Raw genomic sequence first — 18,501 nt, forward strand, 5'->3', positions numbered from 1 at the left:
CAGGGCCTCATGAGCTTAACCGAACGCTATCTCAGTCTTCGTCAAGCTTGGTGAACCGCCGGATGCGGACCCGCATGTCCGGTGGTGTGAGGGGACGGGGGCTAGCCGCCCCCTCCTACTCGATGTTTTTGACCCGACTATAGGGGACGGAAATCCAGCGCCCCGCCTTTTTTTCTTGCCACCTTTCCTGTTTTTGACCCGACTATAGGGGACGGAAATTCGGGCGGTTCATGTATGGTTCCTCCTCTCGTATGTAGTTTTTGACCCGACTATAGGGGACGGAAATTATAAACTGGGCCATGGAGGTGCCCGGCGTGGGGGGAGTTTTTGACCCGACTATAGGGGACGGAAATTTTCCGCAATCTCAAGCACTCAATTGACACCCAGGGCCGTTTTTGACCCGACTATAGGGGACGGAAACGCTTATCTATATATGCACCAGAAACTTCGCCATCCTCATGTTTTTGACCCGACTATAGGGGACGGAAATCTATACCACTTCCGTAATACTTGGCCGTAAAGCTCGGTTTTTGACCCGACTATAGGGGACGGAAATCGCTGGAACAGGCGCTACTGCTTGTACTGTTTATACGCGTTTTTGACCCGACTATAGGGGACGGAAATGTAGCCTGCCTGGCGGTATCTGGGCAAAAGCACCTTTGTTTTTGACCCGACTATAGGGGACGGAAATGATGAGGCGGAACGCGATAAACACTGAACTCATTTCGTTTTTGACCCGACTATAGGGGACGGAAATTTTTTGCCGGGATAGGCTCCCGGCGGGCCGATCTATCAGTTTTTGACCCGACTATAGGGGACGGAAATGCTTCCTCGGCGTCGAGGCCGAGAACCTCAAGGCAGAGTTTTTGACCCGACTATAGGGGACGGAAATCAGTAAAAGCAGTGTTAGAAGCTATTTATTTAACTAGTTTTTGACCCGACTATAGGGGACGGAAACGTGACCGCCCACTGGCGGCCGCCAAGGGAGACATATCGTTTTTGACCCGACTATAGGGGACGGAAACGCTTATCTATATATGCACCAGAAACTTCGCCATCCTCATGTTTTTGACCCGACTATAGGGGACGGAAAGCCGGGACGGAGAATGAGACAGCCCTGGCAAAGATATCTATCACTTTCCACCAGGGTTGATTACCTATCATAATAAAAACCGCCAGGATAACCGCCCGGCGGTTTTTAAAGCCTTCCATTAGGCAGGCGTGTTTCCAGAGAGAGATTCCTTTTACGCCGGAAATAAGCAGGAAAATTTGAAATAAGGACGAATTGGAATAGTGAAATAAGGTGATATAATGAGCTTTAACCCCGGCCTCCGACCAGGCGAAATAATCGATAACCAACGCCTAACAGAGATTTTTCGCTGTAGTCGCCAGGGTGGCATGCGGCGGTCACACCAAACCAATACCTTGGTCATAGTGTCCGATCATACCCGCTCCCTCTATGAAGACCGTTGGATAGGCAATACATTCCACTATACTGGCATGGGCCAGCGGGGTGATCAGGACTTAAATTTCATGCAGAATAAAACCCTGGCCGAATCACGCCACAACGGGGTGGATGTCCACCTTTTTGAGGTATTTGAGCCAGGGCGTTATACTTATATGGGCCGGGTAGAATTAGCCGGGGAGCCCTATCAGGAACGCCAACCTGATGCTGATGGTAACCCGCGTCAAGTATGGGTTTTTCCTCTGCGGGTAGTGGATGCTGCAGCTCCCGTAGCTATTCCAGCGGAACTAATAAACAAAAGACAAGAAGAAAAAGAAAAGCAAGCCAGAAGGCTGGATGAGCAAGAACTCCGGCGACGTATTCAATTTTCCCGTCCAGAAGCAGCCTCAAGAAAAGTTACCACGACCACCTATGAACGTAACCCCTATGTCGCCGAATACGCCCGGCGGCGGGCCAATGGGAGATGTCAACTCTGCCATCAACCCGCGCCTTTTTTAAACCCAGATGGGGAGCCATTTTTAGAAGTTCACCATATTGTCTGGCTTTCCCGCGGCGGGGAAGATACCATAAATAACACCGTCGCTCTATGCCCCAACTGCCACCGTAAGATGCATATTTTGGATCTGGCGGCAGACAGGGAGAGGTTAAGAAGGGAGATCAAGGGTTAACTGGAGGAAGAACCATGACAGAAAACACGAGTATGGATCTTACCACCTTGGAAAACTGGCTGTGGGAAGCAGCTTGTGTAATTCGCGGTGCCGTCGACGCACCTAAATATAAAGATTACATACTGCCGTTGATTTTCTTAAAACGCTTATCCGACGTATTTGAAGATGAAATAACAAGGCTGGCCGAAGAGGTCTTTGACACGGCAGAAGAAGCCCTGGCGCAGGTCGAAGAAGACCACTCCCTGGTACGCTTTTATATCCCTCCCCAAGCCCGCTGGGATGCTATTGCCCGGCAGACTACCAATATAGGCGATTACCTTACCGATGCCGTGCGCGCAGTAGCCCGGGAGAACCCCAAATTACACGGCATCTTTGAGACTATTGACTTCAACGCCCAGATGGCCGGCCAACCAGTTATAGATAATGACCGGCTTTATAACTTAATCCAGGTCCTTTCCCGCCATCGTTTAGGGTTAAAGGACGTTGAGGTAGACATCCTCGGCCGGGCCTATGAGTATCTACTGCGCAAATTTGCCGAAGGCCAGGGCCAGAGCGCCGGCGAATTCTACACACCGCGGGAAGTAACCTGGCTGATGGCCTATCTTTTGGAGCCCCAACCTGGTGACGAGATCTATGATCCGGCCTGCGGCTCCGGGGGTCTATTGATCAAAAGCGTATTGGCCTTCAAGGAAGCTTATGGCGACGATCCCCGGAGAGCACCGGTCAAAATTTACGGCCAGGAAATCCTTTATACCACCTTCGCCATGGCCAAGATGAATGCCTTTATCCATGACCTGGAGGCCGACATCCGCCTGGGCGATACAATGGCCCGGCCGGCCTTTACCAATCCTGACGGTTCATTGCGTACCTTTGACAAAGTGACTGCCAATCCCATGTGGAACCAGAAATTCCCTCTATCCCTGTACGAAGAAGACCCCTTTGATCGTTTTAAGTTTGGCGGCATCCCGCCGGCGTCAAGCGCCGACTGGGGCTGGGTCCAGCATATGTTTGCTTCCCTGAAAGAAAATGGCAAGATGGCCGTCGTCTTAGACACCGGTTCCATCTCCCGGGGCAGCGGCAACCAGGGTTCCAACCGCGAGCGGGATATTCGCAAAGTCTTTGTTGAAAAAGATCTGATAGAATGCGTCATCCTGCTGCCGGAAAACATGTTCTATAACACGACCGCCCCGGGTATAATCATGGTCATAGATAAGGCCAAAAAGCACCCAGGGGAGATTTTATTAATCAACGCCTCTAAGATGTTTACCAAAGGCCGCCCGAAGAACTACATGGATGACGAGCATATTAAGAAGGTCTACAGCCTTTACCATGAATGGCGGGAAGAAGAGGGCTTGAGCAAAATAATTTCAATTGAAGAAGCAGCCCGCAACGACTACAACCTCAGCCCGTCCCGCTATGTATCCACCAACGGCAAAGAAGATTACCGGCCAATAGAGGAAATATTAGTCGAGCTGGCCGAAATCGAAGAAGAACGCCAGGCCGTAGATAAGGAACTGAATGATATCTTGGGCAAGTTGGGTTTTGGAGGTTGGCTGAATGGATAAGGAGAAAAATGAGGTGATGGAGGGGTATAAAGAAACAGAAATCGGGGTGCTACCGGCGGATTGGGAAGTGGTGAGGCTGGGGGAAGTGGCGAGAAGAATGAAGGCTGGTGGAACGCCAAGTACATCTGAGCCGCTCTTCTGGTCTGGTGGGATACCTTTTGTTAAAGTTGAGGATGTAGCAAGGCCTGGGAAGTATCTAATAGATACTATTTCATCTATAACTGAGCATGGCCTAAAAAACAGTAATGCTTGGTTAGTACCTGAAAATTCAATACTTCTTTCGATGTACGGTACTGCCGGAGAGGTTAAAATATCTAGAAAAGAAATGGCCATAAGCCAAAATGTGTTAGGTATCGTTCCAAACGAAAATATTTTTATTGAGTTTATGTATTATATCCTTAATTGGGCTAAAAACAATACATTATCTTTAATTACTGACGTAACTATTTTTAAACATTTCACCCTTGCTAAAGCTAAACAAATAATATTTCCTCTTCCCCCTCTCTCCGAGCAGCGCAAGATTGCCTATGTGCTTTCAACCATCCAAAAAGCCATCGAGCTTCAAGATAAAGTTATCGCCGCCCTCCGGGAATTGAAGAAGTCGCTCATGCGCCACCTTTTCACCTACGGCCCGGTACCTGTGGACCAGATTGACCGCGTACCCTTGAAAGAAACGGAAATTGGAATGGTCCCGGAGCATTGGGAAGTGGTGAGATTGGGGGAAGTCACTTTGGAGGAAAAAGGGGCAATAAAAATTGGTCCTTTTGGAAGCCAACTTAAAAAAACAGAACTTACTTTACAAGGTAAAAAAGTGTATGGCCAAGAGAATGTTATAAAAAACAATTTTTTATTGGGTAATAGATTTATTGATGATGTAAAGTTCCAGGCACTTTTGTCTTTTAAAGTAAACCCTGGAGATGTATTACTCACGGCAATGGGCACTATAGGGTATGCTGCCGTTTTTCCTGAAAATGCTGAAGAAGGCATTATAGATTCCCATTTAATTAGAATAAAAGTAAATAAAGACAAAATGTCACCATACTTTCTCAAACTATGTTTTAGTAATCATAAGTTAAAAGAACAGCTTAATATGTACGGGCATGGAGTGATAATGAAGGGGCTTAATACTTCAATAGTTAAATCTTTTTCTATTCCTCTTCCTCCACTCCCCGAACAACACCTAATTACCCATATTCTTACAATAGTCGACAACAAAATTAACATAGAACAAAACCGCAAATCCGCCCTCCAATCCCTATTCCAAACCATGCTCCACCTGCTTATGACCGGCAGGGTGCGCGTTAAAGACCTGGAGGTGAAAGAAGATGCCCTTAGGCGGTGAACGCTCCACAGTGCAAAATCCATTCATCCGCTATGCCACCGAAGCGGGCTGGAAGTACATAGCACCTGAGAATTTAGAGCTCAGGCGGGGTGGAGTGGGGGGATTAATCGACCGTCAGGTATTCATCAGCCAGCTCCAGAGGTTAAACCCCGGCGTGGTGGACCACCTGCGGGCTGAAGAGGTATTAAAGCGGCTGGAGCGGATACCGCCCAGCATTGAAGGTAACCTCCAGGCCTGGGAATACCTGAAGGGCTTACGGACGGTATACGTGGAGACCGAGAAAAGGGAACGCAATATCCGCCTGCTGGACCTGGAAAACTGGCGGACCAATAGTTTTCAAGTCACCGACGAATTTACCTATACCAACGGCACCTACACCATTCGCGCCGATATCGTTTTCTTGATTAACGGCGTCCCGGTCCTGGTGGTGGAAACGAAATCCACCAACGAGATCGAAGGCATTGCCAAAGCCCTGGACCAGATGCGCCGCTACCACCGGGAAACACCGGAGTTAATGGCCCTGGAGCAGGTTTACTGCTTAACCCACCTCGTCCGCTTCTATTACGGCGCCACCTGGAGCTTAAGCCGCAAAAACCTTTTTAACTGGCGGGACGAAAGCACCGGGCAGGATTACGAGACCCTGGTAAAAAGCTTCATCCATCCCCAGCGGGTGTTACGGGTTTTAACGGACTTTATCATGTTTACCCGCCGCGACGACGAATTAAGCAAGGTTATTTTACGACCGCACCAGATGCGGGCCATCGGCCGGGTGTTGAACCGCGCCCTGGACCCCAACAAAAAGCGGGGTTTAGTCTGGCACACCCAGGGTTCAGGTAAAACCTACACCATGATCACCATAGCCAAAAAGCTCATTGAAGACCCCCGTTTTAATAACCCCACGGTCCTCATGCTGGTAGACCGCAATGAGCTGGAACAGCAACTTTTCGCTAACTTATCCGCTTGCGGAGTAGGAATGGTCGAAGTAGCCCAGAGCAAACGCCACCTGCAGGAGCTCCTGGCTTCCGACCGTCGCGGCCTTATCGTCAGCATGATCCATAAGTTTGACGACATCCCGGCCAATCTCAACTGCCGGGACAATATCTTCGTCCTGGTAGATGAAGCCCACCGTACCACTGGCGGGAATCTCGGCAACTACCTCATGGGCGCCCTCCCCAATGCCACCTATATCGGTTTTACCGGCACCCCCATTGACCGCACCGCCCACGGCAAAGGCACCTTTAAAGTCTTTGGCTGTGACGATCAGCCCCACGGTTACCTGGACAAATACAGCATAGCCGAATCCATAGAAGACGGCACCACAGTCCCCCTCCATTACTCCCTGGCTCCCAACGAACTGCGGGTGGACCGTGAAACCCTGGAGGAAGAATTTCTAAACCTGGCGGCGGCCGAAGGGGTCAGCGATATCGAGGAACTAAACAAAGTATTAGAGAAGGCCGTTACCCTAAGGAATATGCTAAAAAATAGGGAGCGGGTAGAGGCCATCGCTTCCTATGTCGCCCGCCATTACCAGGATTATATCGAACCAATGGGTTATAAAGCCTTCCTGGTGGCAGTAGACCGCGAGGCCTGTACAATGTATAAAGAGGCCCTGGATAAATACCTGCCGCCGGAGTATTCGGCAGTAGTCATCAGCCGGGCCCACAATGACCCGCCGGAACTGGCCCGTTATTATCTATCCGAAAAAGAAGAAATGGAATTACGCAAGGCCTTCCGCAAACCCGGGGAATTACCTAAAATCCTCATTGTCACCGAAAAACTTCTAACCGGGTATGATGCCCCAGTGTTGTACTGCATGTACCTGGATAAACCCATGCGCGACCATGTCCTTTTGCAGGCCATTGCCCGGGTGAACCGTCCCTATGAAGACGAAAACGGCCACCAGAAGCCGGCCGGTTTTGTCCTCGACTTTGTCGGCATCTTTGAAAACTTAGAAAAGGCCCTGGCCTTTGATTCTAAAGACGTAGAAGGCACCATTGTAGACCTGGATATCCTCAAAAACCGTTTTCAGGAGTTAATGGCTGAAGGCAGGAGCAAGTACCTTGCCGTCATAGAAGGGTATAAACAGGATAAGGCGGCCGAAAAAGCCCTGGAGTATTTCCGGGAGCCCAAGACACGCCAGGAGTATTACCTTTTTTTCAAAGAGCTGGCCAACCTTTTCGAAATTATTTCGCCAGATCCTTTTTTAAGGGGGTACCTGGATGACTACGACCAGTTGGCCCGGCTTTACCGGCTCCTGCGTTCCATTGAACCCGGGGTCAACCTGGATCATGAACTAATGCGCAAAACAGCCCGCCTGGTCCAGGAGCATACCATCCCGGGGGCCATCCAGAATGCGGTGACGGTTTATAAGATCAACGAGGAAGTCCTAGATAAACTGGCAGAAAGCAGGGCCAGTTATACCGTTGAAGTGTTTAACCTGCTGAAAAGCATAGAAAACACCATATCCGCAAAGAAACATGAAGCACCTTATTTACTTTCCATAGGCGAAATGGCGGAAAGGGTAGCTAAAGCCTACCAGGAAAGGCAGTTAAGCACCCAGGAGGCTTTGCGCCGGTTAGAGGAACTAATTAAAGGATATCTGGCTTCCGAAAAAGAGCGGGCGGAAAAGGATATGGCACCGGAGACCTATGCTGTATACTGGTATTTAAGACGGCAGCAAATAAAAGATGCCGAAACTGTGGCCCGGAATATGGCCGGCGCCTTTGCCATTTATCCATATTGGCAAGAGAGCGAGAGTCAAGAGCGGCAGATCATAATGGAGTTTTATAAAAACCTAAAAAAAGCAGGGGTAGAAACGGGAAAAAAGATGAAAGAAATCGTAGATCAGGTCATGCAACTGCTTAAGGGGGCCAGACGATGAGCATGGTATTCGATACAACTTCAGCCCTGGCGCCCCTTGATAAGCTGGAAGAGGCCATTCCGGAGGCTGTTTTCCGGGCGGAAGTTACCACCTGGGCCAAGAGGATCGGCGTTGAGCCTAAAGAAATACATATCCGCGTCATGAAACGCAAATGGGCGAGCTGCTCCAGTAAAGGGCGCTTAACCTTTGATCCCGAGTTGTTAAAACAACCGGCACCCTTCCGGGCAGAGGTAATCGTCCATGAACTGCTACATTTAAAGATACCCAATCATGGACCATTGTTTAAGGCGATGGTCAAGGCGTATCTGGCGAAATATGGGATAGGATGCTAATTTGGCCTCAAAGCCTTGTGGCCCAAGACTTTCAAGACATAGGGCCATGTTATTATAGAGAGTTTTTTGGTAGCGGCATGATTTTTATCTATATTAAAAGCCGCTGCTTTTTAGTTTGCAAAACCTTTGAAAGGGCCTAATGGCCGGAAACTATTGCGGCTCAACACTTTCAAGGTTTGCCGCCCATTTTGGTTAGGTGGTAAAAACAGCGGTGTTATAAGGCGCGAAAAAAGGGAGGTAAAACTTATGGAGCAAAGTATTGCCAAAAAAGCGATTTTGGAAATTGATCCCAACAAAAATATTATTAAAGGAGAGTTGGTATCTTCGGAAACAGGGGAAATCCTCACAACAGATGTAGGGGAAATTTTAGAGTTTATCTATACGGACTGCGGCGGTGTTGACATTATAGAAATGTATGAAGAGGAACAGTTAAAAAAGCACAACGAGAAATAGCGCAAAAGGAATATGAGTTTTATAAATTCAAAATGGGAATATATCATGAGGCATTTGAGCAGTCGAACTTTATGCCGCGGGTATAAAAGCCCTGATAGTATTGCCAATTGCAAAGCTGCTGTCCGACCTAAAAGAAAAAGAAAATCCAAACAAAATAACAAAATGGATCATAGAAAAAATTATCCCGCCTGCCCGGAAGATGATAGTTGCTTTTCTTTTCGGTAAGGAAAATGCCAAAGAGATCGACCGGCTTATAGAAGAAGCAAGGGAAAAGTATTTATCGTAGGAAATAATCCTGTAAATCTTGCCTGGATGTATATCGGGGAAGCGAAGTGACAAAGCCAGAAACGAAAACTCTTTATGATTTGGGGGGGCCAAAATATGCTGCATCTAGAAGATTACGTTAAAGAATTTAACCGTGCTCTCCAGGTAGAGATAGAACATCAAAAAGAGAATGGTGGTCGTCTTTATATTATTCAAGATGGTTTGCTGCTTGATAATCGGGATCACTTTATATATCGCTTTGTTATGGATCAAGAAATGAGTCTACCAGATGGGACACCAGTGTATGTTAAAATTGATGATAAAACAGTTCCAGGAAATGTAATTTCTTTAGAAGGTTTTGATTTAATACTTGCCCTGGAACAGAATATTGGTACTGAGGTACATGAAGCACAACTTATTTGTGAGCCGTGGTTCTTACTGGAAGCACTTCAAAAGCGACTGGAAAAAATTAATCAAAAGAATACTTTTCTTGCTTCTTCGGTGCTGACAGGTAATCAAGTGAAGATTAAAAACCCAGAACAACTTAAAACTGGTCAGCAGGGTAAAAATTGTGAAGTATGCCGTTTTGTCTTAAATAACGCAGTTGTTTTCATATGGGGTCCACCGGGTACTGGGAAGACGGAAACCCTGGCCCGTATAACTAATGAATTGCTTTCAAGTAACGAACGTGTTCTTATTTTGTCACATAGTAATGTTGCTGTTGATGAAGCTGTAGCTAGAATAGCAAGCGTTACTTCAACTTATAAAGAAGGAGATATTGTTCGTTATGGTTTCGCACAACCTGCTTTTTTAGCAAAACATCGCAATCTAACTTCATTTTACCTTGCGGCAAAAAGAAGGCCGGAACTTCTGCATCGCTATGAACAGTTAAAGTCGGAGCGTGAAAAGCTTAAAAAAATTGGTCGCTCAAAAGAACTGGCCAGTGTGGAAAAAGAACTCAGTAATTGCCGCCAGGAAATTCGTGCTTTGGAGGTTTTTGTTATTGGCAACGCAAAAGCCGTTGGTACTACATTGTCAAAATCAGTTATTGATGAGGCCGTCTTTAACTCATCTTGGGATACGGTAATCGTCGATGAGGTAAGTATGGCATACATACCTAATGTTATCTTTGCAGCCAGTTTGGCAAAAAGACGTATCGTACTTATAGGGGATTTCCGGCAACTTGCTCCTATAGCGATGGCAACGGCACCATTAGTGAACAAATGGTTGAAGCGGGACATATTTGAGAAAGCAGGTATAGTTAAAGCAGTTGATAGTGGAATGGATCATCCATGCCTGATCAGTTTAACTATACAACACCGCATGCATCCCCGGATTGCTGGCTTTCCAAGCATTCGATTTTATGGTGGACGGCTTGAAAATGCACCTGATGTAGCGAAAAATGTGGAACCAATTATAAAAGATGAGCCATTTCCCGGAGAACCCCTTATAATGTTTGACCTCTCTGGACTTGATATTGGAAGTTGTATCTTGCCCGATTATACACGATTTAATCTGTTTTCCGCCTTTGCTTCAATAAGCTTGGCTATTAATTCCGGGAAAAATAATGTTGCCATTATAACACCATATGTAGCCCAGGGACGGCTGCTCAGGGCCTTGATAAGCGATTTATATCCGTTTAAGGAGGATAACAGCACTCCGAAATGCCGCGCTTCAACTGTGCACAAGTTTCAAGGGTCCCAAAGCGATTTGGTAATATTTGATACAGTAGACAGCAGTGGAAGGCCAGGTACACTTGTCTCCAGTATTGATGAAAGTTCTCGTCTTATCAATGTAGCTGTAACAAGGGCTAAAGGCAAGTTAATTTTAGTTTGTAAACGTTCGTACTTAGAAGATAGTGTTAGTAAAAATATGCCAATTAGATGGTTAATCCAATACGCCAGAGAAAAAGGAAAACATTATCGCTTGTTAAATACCTTTAATTCGGATCTTTTAGGGGAAAATGACAGTAAACATTTGATTTGGCTGGAAAATGAAAAAGATATCAGGTCAAAGTTAAAAGAAGAGATTAAAAATGCAAAGAAAATAATAGGGGAATTTAAAAGCGATTGGTTAGAGAGTAAAACCGGGCAAGCGATATTAGAAGAATTAGATAAACCTGATAAGAATGTAGTGATAAAATGTAATAGCACCTCTCCATTAAAAGGAACCTCTTTGGAAAATGATGTTATAATCAAAAACTTTATTCCTTACTCTGCTCTTTTATTAATTGATAATAAGGTAATTTGGTGTGGCGCACAGGTAAGAGGAGAGGATAGGTATCTATGGGTAAGATATTCCGGGCCCAAAGGGGTCATAAGTATAGCAGGACTATTAGACTTTGACCTCAACAAAATTAATGACAAAAAGATTGTGGGCCTCCAAGACTTTGTTAAAAGCAAAAGCAAATGTCCCTTGTGTGGGAACCCCATGACTGCCCGCTTGAGTAAGAAAGGAAAAATATTTTTGGGCTGTACGACTTATCCATCATGTGAAGGTATAAAATGGTTGGACATTGAAATTGCTAACGAATACCTTTCATTTATTGAGGCGCATTGTCCCCAATGTGGTAGCAATCTAGTAGCTAGAAAGGGTAGAAATGGATTATTTGTAGGCTGTAGTAATTTCCCTGATTGCAAAATGACGTTTGATCTAAAAGATTATCTTAAATGACTTTGGGCTTTTTATTACCTCTTTTATAGCCGCGGGCGCTTCCCGGTCGTCCGGCCGTTAGCCGGGTCCCGCCTTGTGTCTGAGGGTGTGGTTGATGGCCGAACCCCCCGGCACGTGGCGGTGGATCTTTTAAAGGCCTTTTCCAGCCAGCCTTTTCTAGACACTGTTTAAATAATACCTTTTTTACGCCAAAACCATGTCGCCATGTTGTGCTACTATAGCATAAAAGGAGGTGGCCTAATGAGTAAGGTGCGTAATCTGTTGAATCCAATGACAGGAAAGCCCTTCGCATTCGATGAATACTATGCGTTCGATGACACAATTCAAATTTTTGGCCTGGATACAGATATCCACGCCCAGATTTGTAATGTGGCCGCACAGCTTAATATTAAAGTATATGAATGCAGTATTATTGAGGACCTGATAGCAATACCAGCGTTTATGGCAATTGTAAATCCTCAGGAGATAAGTCAGGAAGACGCGGCACTTCTTTTTGAGTTGTGGCAGGAACACGACTCAAGCGAGTTCAAAGTTAAGAAAACGTCTGCAAATCGCCAGGAACGTATTGCCAGGCAGTGCGAAGAACGGATTTCCCGTATCCTGATGATATTGAAAAGGCTTCAAAAAGGGCCTGTTAAGACCAGGGAACTGGCAAAGGAGTTTAAGGTTTCTGTACGCACGGTCCAGCGTGACATAAGAATTCTGGAACGCATCGGCGAGCCAATCGGCTATGATGAGCAAGAGAAGGCCTTTTTTCTTTTAACTAGAGAAAGGTTAAGGGAGTAAGAGCCAGGAATAGGTTCAACCGAAGGAGGCTTCAAAAATGGATAATGAAAGAAGAAAGGAGATAATCAAAAGGTGGTCTAAAGTTGATCGTTCTAAGATTCGGGTTGTAACATCTCCCGATGAACCTTTAGAAACATTTTTGTCTGCTGTCTTTGGTGTTAAACGCATGCTGGTAATCAACACGGATGCGAAAGGCAAAGAACATGTGCTCCGGGTATTGAAAAAATTCGCCAACGACCAGGGCTGGAATTCAGAATTTTTAATGCAAAAGGGGCAAATGTTGAAGATATCAGAGGAGATTATCATCAACGTAAGAAGCCTCCCTACTGGCCTGAAAACCAGGGGATGATTGTGGTAAGTATTGCGAGCTTTTCTATATGTGGTGTGCATGCCTTACGGCAAGGAACGTTTAAAACCGGATCAATTGCCTTACGGCTCGGGCTTTGTCTTTCTGGCATACAATGATTTCCCGGTTGAGCGTTTTGCCTCAATAACTGCTTATTTTGGGGACGAATACAAAAGTATTACCTGGCCCCCGGCTCCTTATACGAAAGAGCGAGTGATTTATGAAACGAGGGTGGCTATGCAAAATATTGGACAGTTGTACGAGCAGCCGTTCATTAACTGGAGAGGGGAAACAAGGGATGCGAGCCAGGAGTTGTATACAGAAGTGATCGCAGAAGAACTCTTACAGGCAAACATAGCAAAAGATTCGTTTTAAAAAGTTTAAGATTACTCGCAGAGAATTAGAGGAGCAGCAAAGCATGGTATTGATGCTGGTGCGCCCTTCGATGATTAGTGACCTGAAGAAAATCAATTTTACCGGTGGAAACTTCATTTATTCAATGTGGCTTGGATATCAGAAGGAACCCGCTATGGTACGTCTATTGAATTTTGCCAGGGAACGGGATATGGAATATCACTATATGCATACGAGCGGGCATGCACCTTTACAAACCCTAAAGAAATTGGTTGATGCCCTGCAACCCAAAGAAGTAATACCCATACATACGTTTTATCCCAATGAATACCATGCATTAGGGATTAAAGTTAAATGTCTGAACGATGGCGATATTTATCTTGGTTGAATTGAGGCGGTTTATTTCATCAGCCCCGACAGTCTCCCCATCGTGCGTCTGTAGACCGCCGGGGGACGTCCGGACCCTGGAGCCCGCGGTTCCTCCATGGCCTCCGGCCAAGTTGAGGGCATATACCGTATAGACCCGCCGGCTCCAGGGCGGGGACACGGGCGTCCACTCCCTTCGCGGCCCTGCGGGCCGCTCCGGGAGAGGGCGCTGGTCAGGAGCCCACAGCCCGTAAGTTGTGATAAAGCATGGCACCGTTTTTTGACCGCGGGCGCCGCCCGGCCTTCCGGCCGTCAGCCGTCGGCCGGGACCCGCCACGTGCCTGAGGGCGTGATTGTCAGCCACAACCCCCGGGCACGTGGCGGTGAATTCTTAGAAGGCTTTCCCGGCCGGCTTTTTTGTAGATCCCTGTTTCCTTATGGTTCACATCTCGCTTAAAATGGACAGTTCCTGGGTCCCGTTTACGAGTTCACTGGTTCAAGCGGTGGAAAATAACTCCATAATATAATTAGCCTGTGGTATACTTAAATTAGTGGAACTGCGGGAAAGAGAATGAGGGACGAAACTGACAACGCTATTTTAGCAGGGGGGCTAAATATGGGTACCCAACCTGACGAGCTGGCTGCTTATTACGCCAGGAAATACCCTTTGACTTTTACCAACGATTTTGCGCAAACTGACCCGTCCCTAACCGAGCTTTATAAAGAAGCCTGGCAAGTTGCTGCCAGAGCTGCGGCCATCTTAAAAGAGAGATATGGTGCCCAAAAAGTAGTAGCCTTCGGCTCCTTGGTTGATCGTTCCCGCTTTACACGCTGGTCCGATGTTGATCTGGCGGCATGGGGCATCCCGGACGACCGGTTTTACGCCGCAGTAGGGGCGGTGACGGGTCTTAGTGAAAAATTTAAAGTTGACCTAGTTGACCCGGAAGACTGCCGGGAATCTTTACGCAGGGCTATTGAAAGCGAAGGGGTCGAGCTATGAAAAAGAAGTACCTTGCCCTGGCCGGCCGCATCCGGGAGGAGCTCGCTGAAATCCATCAGGCCGTCGACCGCGCCCGAACCTGATAGGAACGCTATCAACTTACAGGCGATGATTTTTACCTTGACAGCGTAGCTTTTAATCTTCACAGCTTTTATACGGGGCTGGAGAGGATTTTTGAACTAGTTGCCATCAATCTGGAGCAAAGTAAGCCGGAGGGGCAAAACTGGCATCAGAGCTCTTGCACCAGATGGCGGTTGAGATTGAACTGATACGTCCCCCTGTCATCTCCAGGGAAACCAGGAACAGCCTGGATGAATACAGGGGCTTCCGTCACGTTGTGCGCAATATATATACCTTCCGTCTTTCTCCTGCCCGCATAAAGCCTTTACTGGATAACCTTGCGGAAGTTTGGGAGCGCACAAGAAGGGAATTAGAAAGGTTTCTTCTTTTCATTGAAGCAAGGGGTAACGAAAAGCAATAAAGGCCCTCTTTAGCTTTTTTGTTTTTTGCATAGTGGCGTTGTATTCTTTTCCATCTCGGCATATGCTATAAATATAAGCCCCCGTTTTTACGGGGGCTATGCTAAAGGGACGCTACTGCATCTTGCCCTGCGCCTGCTGGAAAACCTTGTACTGGGGTTCCTGGGTTTCCAGGTAGTTGACTCGACCCTTTAAGCCCTGGGCGATATTTTCGATTTGGTTGGCATAATCGGTAAACTGCTTCTTGGCGTTTTTATCCTGGGTTTCCAGGGCATAGGTCTTCAGATCGGCAATGGCGCCTTCCAGGCTGGTGAGGGTCTGGTGCATTTTGGTACCAACAGTCAATTTTTAAAAGCCCTCCTTTGCAGTATTGGTCCCTGTCCAGTTGCTAGTTTGGATCCTTAAAGAGAATAATATAAGAAGTAGTTTCTGCACAGAAGGGAACCCTTGACCAGATATGGTCATAAGCGTATAATAAAAACAAAAATTGGTCTTTTGGGTGTTTTGGGAGGTGGTAGCCGGCGTTGACAGCACGTAAAGGCTACCATTTTGTGCTTATAAAGCTGGAAAGGAGGTCTTGTGCGTGAACCTGGCGGCAACTTATGTAGGGGAAAAGTTGCTTGAGCAGGGGGTTAAATTAATTCTCAATAACCCGGAAAAGAATATTCCCCGCCTGATTGCCGTGGCGGAAAAGCTGGCCCGGGATCCCTATCACCGGGAAATGGTGGCCAATGTTAAGAGGGTCTTGGAGGACAGAAATAGCAACTGGTACCAGTTCGCCCAGAGGTTGCTGACTCAGACCCATCCTAATATCAGGCAGCGCCTGGCTATGGACTTCTTTGTTAATTCGACTTTTATCGGTGTGCCGCGGCAGAAGGAATGGGCGGCGAAACTCGGTGTCGCCGTACCGTGGGCCATCCTTATGGACCCAACGGAAAAGTGTAATTTAAATTGTCTGGGTTGCTGGGCCGGCGACTACCAGCGGGCGCAAGAACTGGATTTTGCTACCATGGACCGCATAGTTACCGAAGGCGAGAAGCTGGGCATTAATTTTATCGTTCTATCCGGCGGCGAACCCCTGCTGCGACGGGACGATATTATCAGGCTGGCCGAGAAGCACCCCGACCAGGTTTTCCACCTCTTTACTAACGGTACTTTAATTGATCAAAAATTTGTCGACGATATGGTCCGCCTGGGTAATATTACGGTAGCCTTAAGCCTGGAAGGTTTTGAGGAAAGAACCGATAGCCGCCGCGGCAAAGGCGTTTTCGCCAAGGTAATGCAGGCCATGGACCTCATGCGGGCCGCCGGGGCCGTCTATGGGGTCTCAGTAACTTACAGCCGCAATAATACCGAGGAACTAGGTAGCGACGCCTTTGTTGATATGCTGGTAGACAAAGGGGTTGCCTTTGGCTGGTATTTTACCTATATCCCCATTGGCAAGGACGTGGACCTGGAAATGATGGCCACCCCGTCCCAGCGGGCCTGGATGTTTGAGCGTATCCAGTATTTCCGCCGGACCAAACCCATCTTCCTGGTGGACTTCTGGAACGACGGCGAGGCCAGTAACGGCTGTATCGCCGGCGGGCGGCGTTATTTCCACATTAACGCGGCCGGGGAAGTGGAGCCCTGTGCCTTTGTCCACTACAGCACTTGCAATATTAAGGACGTCAGCCTGGTGGAAGCCCTGCAGAACCCCCTTTTCCGCGCCTACCAGAAGCGCCAGCCCTTTAACCAGAACCTGCGCCGTCCCTGCCCCCTTATTGATAACCCGGAAATGCTGCGGGACATAGTGGCCGAGTCCGGTGCCCGCTCGACCCAGCTGCATAGTGACGAGACGGCAGCGGAGTTTGCCGCCAAACTGGCCCCCTATGCCCGGGCCTGGGGAGAGGTGGCCGACCGCATCTGGGAAGAGGAAGGAAAAGCTGGAGCTGTAACAGTGGAGGGGGAAAATTGTTGCCGGACACATTAGACAAAAAGCGGATAGAGATGGTAAAATGACCTTGAGAGAGGCTCTTGAGGTCATTTTATTGAAAGGCATGTGAAGAGATTGGCTGAGGATAAGTTATACAGCCTGGAAGAGGCTATGGAATTTTCCCGTCAGGAGACGCGGGAAGTATATCGCCGCTATGTCAATCCCGGCCTGGCGGGGATGCTGGCCCTGCTGGATTTTGACAAGTCCTTTGTCCGGGCGCAAGGAGTTGCCGTCTGGGACAGGGAGGGCAAGCGCTACCTGGACTTCCTGGGTGGCTATGGCGCCCTCAATCTAGGTCACAACCCGCCGGAGGTGCTGGCCGCCGTTAAAAGAGTCCTGGAACGGCCCAATATCCTCCAGGCCTCTTTAAACCCCCTGGCTGCGGCCCTGGCCCACAACCTGGCGCGGGTGACGCCCGGCGATCTGGAGCGGGTCTTTTTCTGCAACAGCGGTACCGAGGCCGTGGAGGGCGCCCTGAAGCTGGCCCGCGCCGCCACCGGCCGGGAAAAGATCGTCTACTGCCGCAATTCCTTCCACGGTAAAAGCTTTGGTTCCCTGTCGGTCACCGGGCGGGAGAAATACCAGCGTCCCTTTGCTCCTTTACTGCCTGGGTGCGAAGCGGTGCCCTATGATGACCTGGAGGCCCTGGAGGCCAAACTTGCCGGTGGTGATGTGGCCGCCTTTATCGTTGAACCCATCCAGGGTGAGGGGGGTGTGATCGTCCCCCACGACGGCTATCTTAAGGGGGCGCGGGACCTCTGCGACCGCTACGGGAGTCTGTTAATCATCGATGAGATCCAGACGGGCTTTGGCCGGACGGGCTATCTCTTTGCCTGCGAGCATGAGGGTGTGGTACCGGATATCATGTGTCTGGCCAAATCCCTGGGCGGCGGCGTCATACCAGTCGGCGCTTACATTGCCCGTCCGGATGTCTGGGATAAAGCCTACGGTAGTATGGATAAAGCTTTGCTCCACACTTCCACCTTTGGCGGTAATAGCCTGGCGGCGGCTGCCGGCCTGGCGGCCCTGCAGGGCATCCTGGATAAAGACCTGGCGGGTCAGGCGGCAACCAGAGGGCGCTTCTTCCTGGAACGGCTGCGTCAGCTTAAAGAGAAATATAGCCTCATTAAAGACGTCCGCGGCCGTGGCCTTCTCATCGGCCTGGAGTTTAACCAACCCGTGGGCGGGTGGCTCGACAAGCTTACCCGGGGTAAGGTTAATGAGCTGGCCGGGGAATATTTCGGGTCCCTGGTGGCCGGGGAACTGTTGAATAAACATCAGGTGATTACGGCCTATACGTTAAATAACCCCAATGTTATCCGCCTGGAACCGCCTTTGATTGTCACCGAAGAGGACATAGAACAGGTGCTGGCGGCCCTGGAAACTATCTTGCGCGGGTACGGCTTTATTGGTGTAACTTTAAGCAGCGCCAAAACAGTCCTGGGTTCCCTGTTGAAACGCAAATAGAAGGTTATACGGAAGGCATAAAGTTGGTGGCTTCCCGGCAGACTAAGAAAAAAGTCTTCCGGGAGGTAAGCCTGATGCCAGATAA

The 18,501-nt window shown here is 48.3% G+C and carries 16 protein-coding genes, 1 pseudogene and 1 CRISPR repeat array; of the genes and pseudogenes, 16 read left to right on the forward strand and 1 reads right to left on the reverse strand.

All coding sequences use genetic code 11. The features are described from left to right. The first annotated feature begins 124 nt into the window (after nucleotides 1-124). A CRISPR array of direct repeats spans nucleotides 125-1,093; the repeat unit is 29 nt; unit sequence GTTTTTGACCCGACTATAGGGGACGGAAA. Nucleotides 1,094-1,434: 341 nt separating this feature from the next. The 14 genes and pseudogenes from FLZ89_RS10425 to FLZ89_RS15965 all read left to right on the forward strand — a co-directional run bounded on the left by FLZ89_RS10425 (nucleotide 1,435) and on the right by FLZ89_RS15965 (nucleotide 14,976). Then, complete coding sequence (locus tag FLZ89_RS10425) at nucleotides 1,435-2,133, forward strand: HNH endonuclease (protein WP_253256555.1); 699 nt, start codon at nucleotides 1,435-1,437, stop codon at nucleotides 2,131-2,133. Nucleotides 2,134-2,147: 14 nt separating this feature from the next. After that, nucleotides 2,148-3,698 carry a type I restriction-modification system subunit M gene (locus FLZ89_RS10430; RefSeq protein ID WP_141304921.1) on the forward strand — a complete coding sequence of 517 codons (1,551 nt, stop codon included), beginning with the start codon at nucleotides 2,148-2,150 and terminating at the stop codon, nucleotides 3,696-3,698. Continuing rightward, complete coding sequence (locus tag FLZ89_RS10435; protein WP_141304922.1) at nucleotides 3,691-5,040, forward strand: restriction endonuclease subunit S; 1,350 nt, start codon at nucleotides 3,691-3,693, stop codon at nucleotides 5,038-5,040. The genes FLZ89_RS10430 and FLZ89_RS10435 overlap by 8 nt, the downstream gene beginning before the upstream one ends. Beyond that, nucleotides 5,024-7,921 carry a type I restriction endonuclease subunit R gene (locus tag FLZ89_RS10440; protein ID WP_141304923.1) on the forward strand — a complete coding sequence of 966 codons (2,898 nt, stop codon included), beginning with the start codon at nucleotides 5,024-5,026 and terminating at the stop codon, nucleotides 7,919-7,921. Before FLZ89_RS10435 ends, FLZ89_RS10440 begins: the two co-directional genes overlap by 17 nt. A 2-nt stretch (nucleotides 7,922-7,923) precedes the next feature. Continuing rightward, the gene (locus tag FLZ89_RS10445) at nucleotides 7,924-8,253 is read left to right on the forward strand and encodes a M48 metallopeptidase family protein (protein ID WP_172613714.1); all 330 of its coding nucleotides are present in this window, start codon (nucleotides 7,924-7,926) and stop codon (nucleotides 8,251-8,253) included. A gap of 246 nt (nucleotides 8,254-8,499) precedes the next feature. Next, the gene (locus tag FLZ89_RS10450; RefSeq protein WP_141304925.1) at nucleotides 8,500-8,706 is read left to right on the forward strand and encodes a hypothetical protein; all 207 of its coding nucleotides are present in this window, start codon (nucleotides 8,500-8,502) and stop codon (nucleotides 8,704-8,706) included. Nucleotides 8,707-8,806: 100 nt separating this feature from the next. Continuing rightward, complete coding sequence (locus FLZ89_RS10455; protein ID WP_141304926.1) at nucleotides 8,807-8,992, forward strand: hypothetical protein; 186 nt, start codon at nucleotides 8,807-8,809, stop codon at nucleotides 8,990-8,992. Between the two features lie 95 nt (nucleotides 8,993-9,087). Further along, entirely contained in the window at nucleotides 9,088-11,643 is a 2,556-nt protein-coding gene (locus FLZ89_RS10460; RefSeq protein ID WP_172613556.1) for an AAA domain-containing protein, read from the forward strand. Nucleotides 11,644-11,883: 240 nt separating this feature from the next. Next, a complete protein-coding gene (locus FLZ89_RS10465; RefSeq protein WP_172613557.1) occupies nucleotides 11,884-12,429 on the forward strand; it encodes an HTH domain-containing protein in 546 nt (181 codons plus the stop codon). Between the two features lie 37 nt (nucleotides 12,430-12,466). Further along, nucleotides 12,467-12,778 carry a hypothetical protein gene (locus tag FLZ89_RS10470; RefSeq protein WP_141304929.1) on the forward strand — a complete coding sequence of 104 codons (312 nt, stop codon included), beginning with the start codon at nucleotides 12,467-12,469 and terminating at the stop codon, nucleotides 12,776-12,778. Nucleotides 12,779-12,817: 39 nt separating this feature from the next. Continuing rightward, the gene (locus FLZ89_RS10475; RefSeq protein ID WP_172613558.1) at nucleotides 12,818-13,150 is read left to right on the forward strand and encodes a hypothetical protein; all 333 of its coding nucleotides are present in this window, start codon (nucleotides 12,818-12,820) and stop codon (nucleotides 13,148-13,150) included. Between the two features lie 43 nt (nucleotides 13,151-13,193). Beyond that, complete coding sequence (locus FLZ89_RS10480; protein ID WP_141304931.1) at nucleotides 13,194-13,517, forward strand: MBL fold metallo-hydrolase RNA specificity domain-containing protein; 324 nt, start codon at nucleotides 13,194-13,196, stop codon at nucleotides 13,515-13,517. Nucleotides 13,518-14,111: 594 nt separating this feature from the next. Beyond that, nucleotides 14,112-14,495 carry a nucleotidyltransferase family protein gene (locus FLZ89_RS10485; protein WP_141304932.1) on the forward strand — a complete coding sequence of 128 codons (384 nt, stop codon included), beginning with the start codon at nucleotides 14,112-14,114 and terminating at the stop codon, nucleotides 14,493-14,495. Between the two features lie 188 nt (nucleotides 14,496-14,683). Next, a pseudogene (locus FLZ89_RS15965) lies at nucleotides 14,684-14,976 on the forward strand (hypothetical protein). Nucleotides 14,977-15,088: 112 nt separating this feature from the next. Here the strand turns inward: FLZ89_RS15965 and FLZ89_RS10495 are convergent. After that, nucleotides 15,089-15,319: a DUF1657 domain-containing protein gene (locus tag FLZ89_RS10495; protein ID WP_141265170.1), complete on the reverse strand. Its 231-nt coding sequence runs from the start codon at nucleotides 15,317-15,319 to the stop codon at nucleotides 15,089-15,091. 238 nt (nucleotides 15,320-15,557) lie between these two features. On the opposite strand from FLZ89_RS10495, the gene FLZ89_RS10500 reads away from it, so the two are divergent. Together FLZ89_RS10500 and FLZ89_RS10505 are read left to right on the forward strand one after the other, a co-directional pair. Then, nucleotides 15,558-16,946, forward strand: coding sequence for a radical SAM protein (locus FLZ89_RS10500; protein WP_141265169.1), 1,389 nt, complete (start codon nucleotides 15,558-15,560; stop codon nucleotides 16,944-16,946). 114 nt (nucleotides 16,947-17,060) lie between these two features. Continuing rightward, on the forward strand, nucleotides 17,061-18,416 hold the full coding sequence (locus FLZ89_RS10505) for an aspartate aminotransferase family protein (RefSeq protein WP_172613715.1): 1,356 nt from the start codon (nucleotides 17,061-17,063) through the stop codon (nucleotides 18,414-18,416). The last annotated feature ends 85 nt before the right edge of the window (nucleotides 18,417-18,501 follow it).

Origin of the sequence: Moorella sp. E306M, assembly GCF_006538385.1 — a bacterium.
In the GTDB taxonomy this organism is placed as follows: domain Bacteria; phylum Bacillota; class DSM-521; order Neomoorellales; family Neomoorellaceae; genus Neomoorella.

Coding starts and splice junctions, on each gene's coding strand:
- FLZ89_RS10435 (WP_141304922.1), top strand. CDS start 3,691: ATGGATAAGGAGAAAAATGAGGTGATGGAGGGGTATAAAGAAACAGAA.
- FLZ89_RS10450 (WP_141304925.1), top strand. CDS start 8,500: ATGGAGCAAAGTATTGCCAAAAAAGCGATTTTGGAAATTGATCCCAAC.
- FLZ89_RS10470 (WP_141304929.1), top strand. CDS start 12,467: ATGGATAATGAAAGAAGAAAGGAGATAATCAAAAGGTGGTCTAAAGTT.
- FLZ89_RS10485 (WP_141304932.1), top strand. CDS start 14,112: ATGGGTACCCAACCTGACGAGCTGGCTGCTTATTACGCCAGGAAATAC.
- FLZ89_RS10480 (WP_141304931.1), top strand. CDS start 13,194: ATGGTATTGATGCTGGTGCGCCCTTCGATGATTAGTGACCTGAAGAAA.
- FLZ89_RS10505 (WP_172613715.1), top strand. CDS start 17,061: ATGGAATTTTCCCGTCAGGAGACGCGGGAAGTATATCGCCGCTATGTC.
- FLZ89_RS10465 (WP_172613557.1), top strand. CDS start 11,884: ATGAGTAAGGTGCGTAATCTGTTGAATCCAATGACAGGAAAGCCCTTC.
- FLZ89_RS10445 (WP_172613714.1), top strand. CDS start 7,924: ATGGTATTCGATACAACTTCAGCCCTGGCGCCCCTTGATAAGCTGGAA.
- FLZ89_RS10460 (WP_172613556.1), top strand. CDS start 9,088: ATGCTGCATCTAGAAGATTACGTTAAAGAATTTAACCGTGCTCTCCAG.
- FLZ89_RS10430 (WP_141304921.1), top strand. CDS start 2,148: ATGACAGAAAACACGAGTATGGATCTTACCACCTTGGAAAACTGGCTG.
- FLZ89_RS10475 (WP_172613558.1), top strand. CDS start 12,818: ATGCCTTACGGCAAGGAACGTTTAAAACCGGATCAATTGCCTTACGGC.
- FLZ89_RS10440 (WP_141304923.1), top strand. CDS start 5,024: ATGCCCTTAGGCGGTGAACGCTCCACAGTGCAAAATCCATTCATCCGC.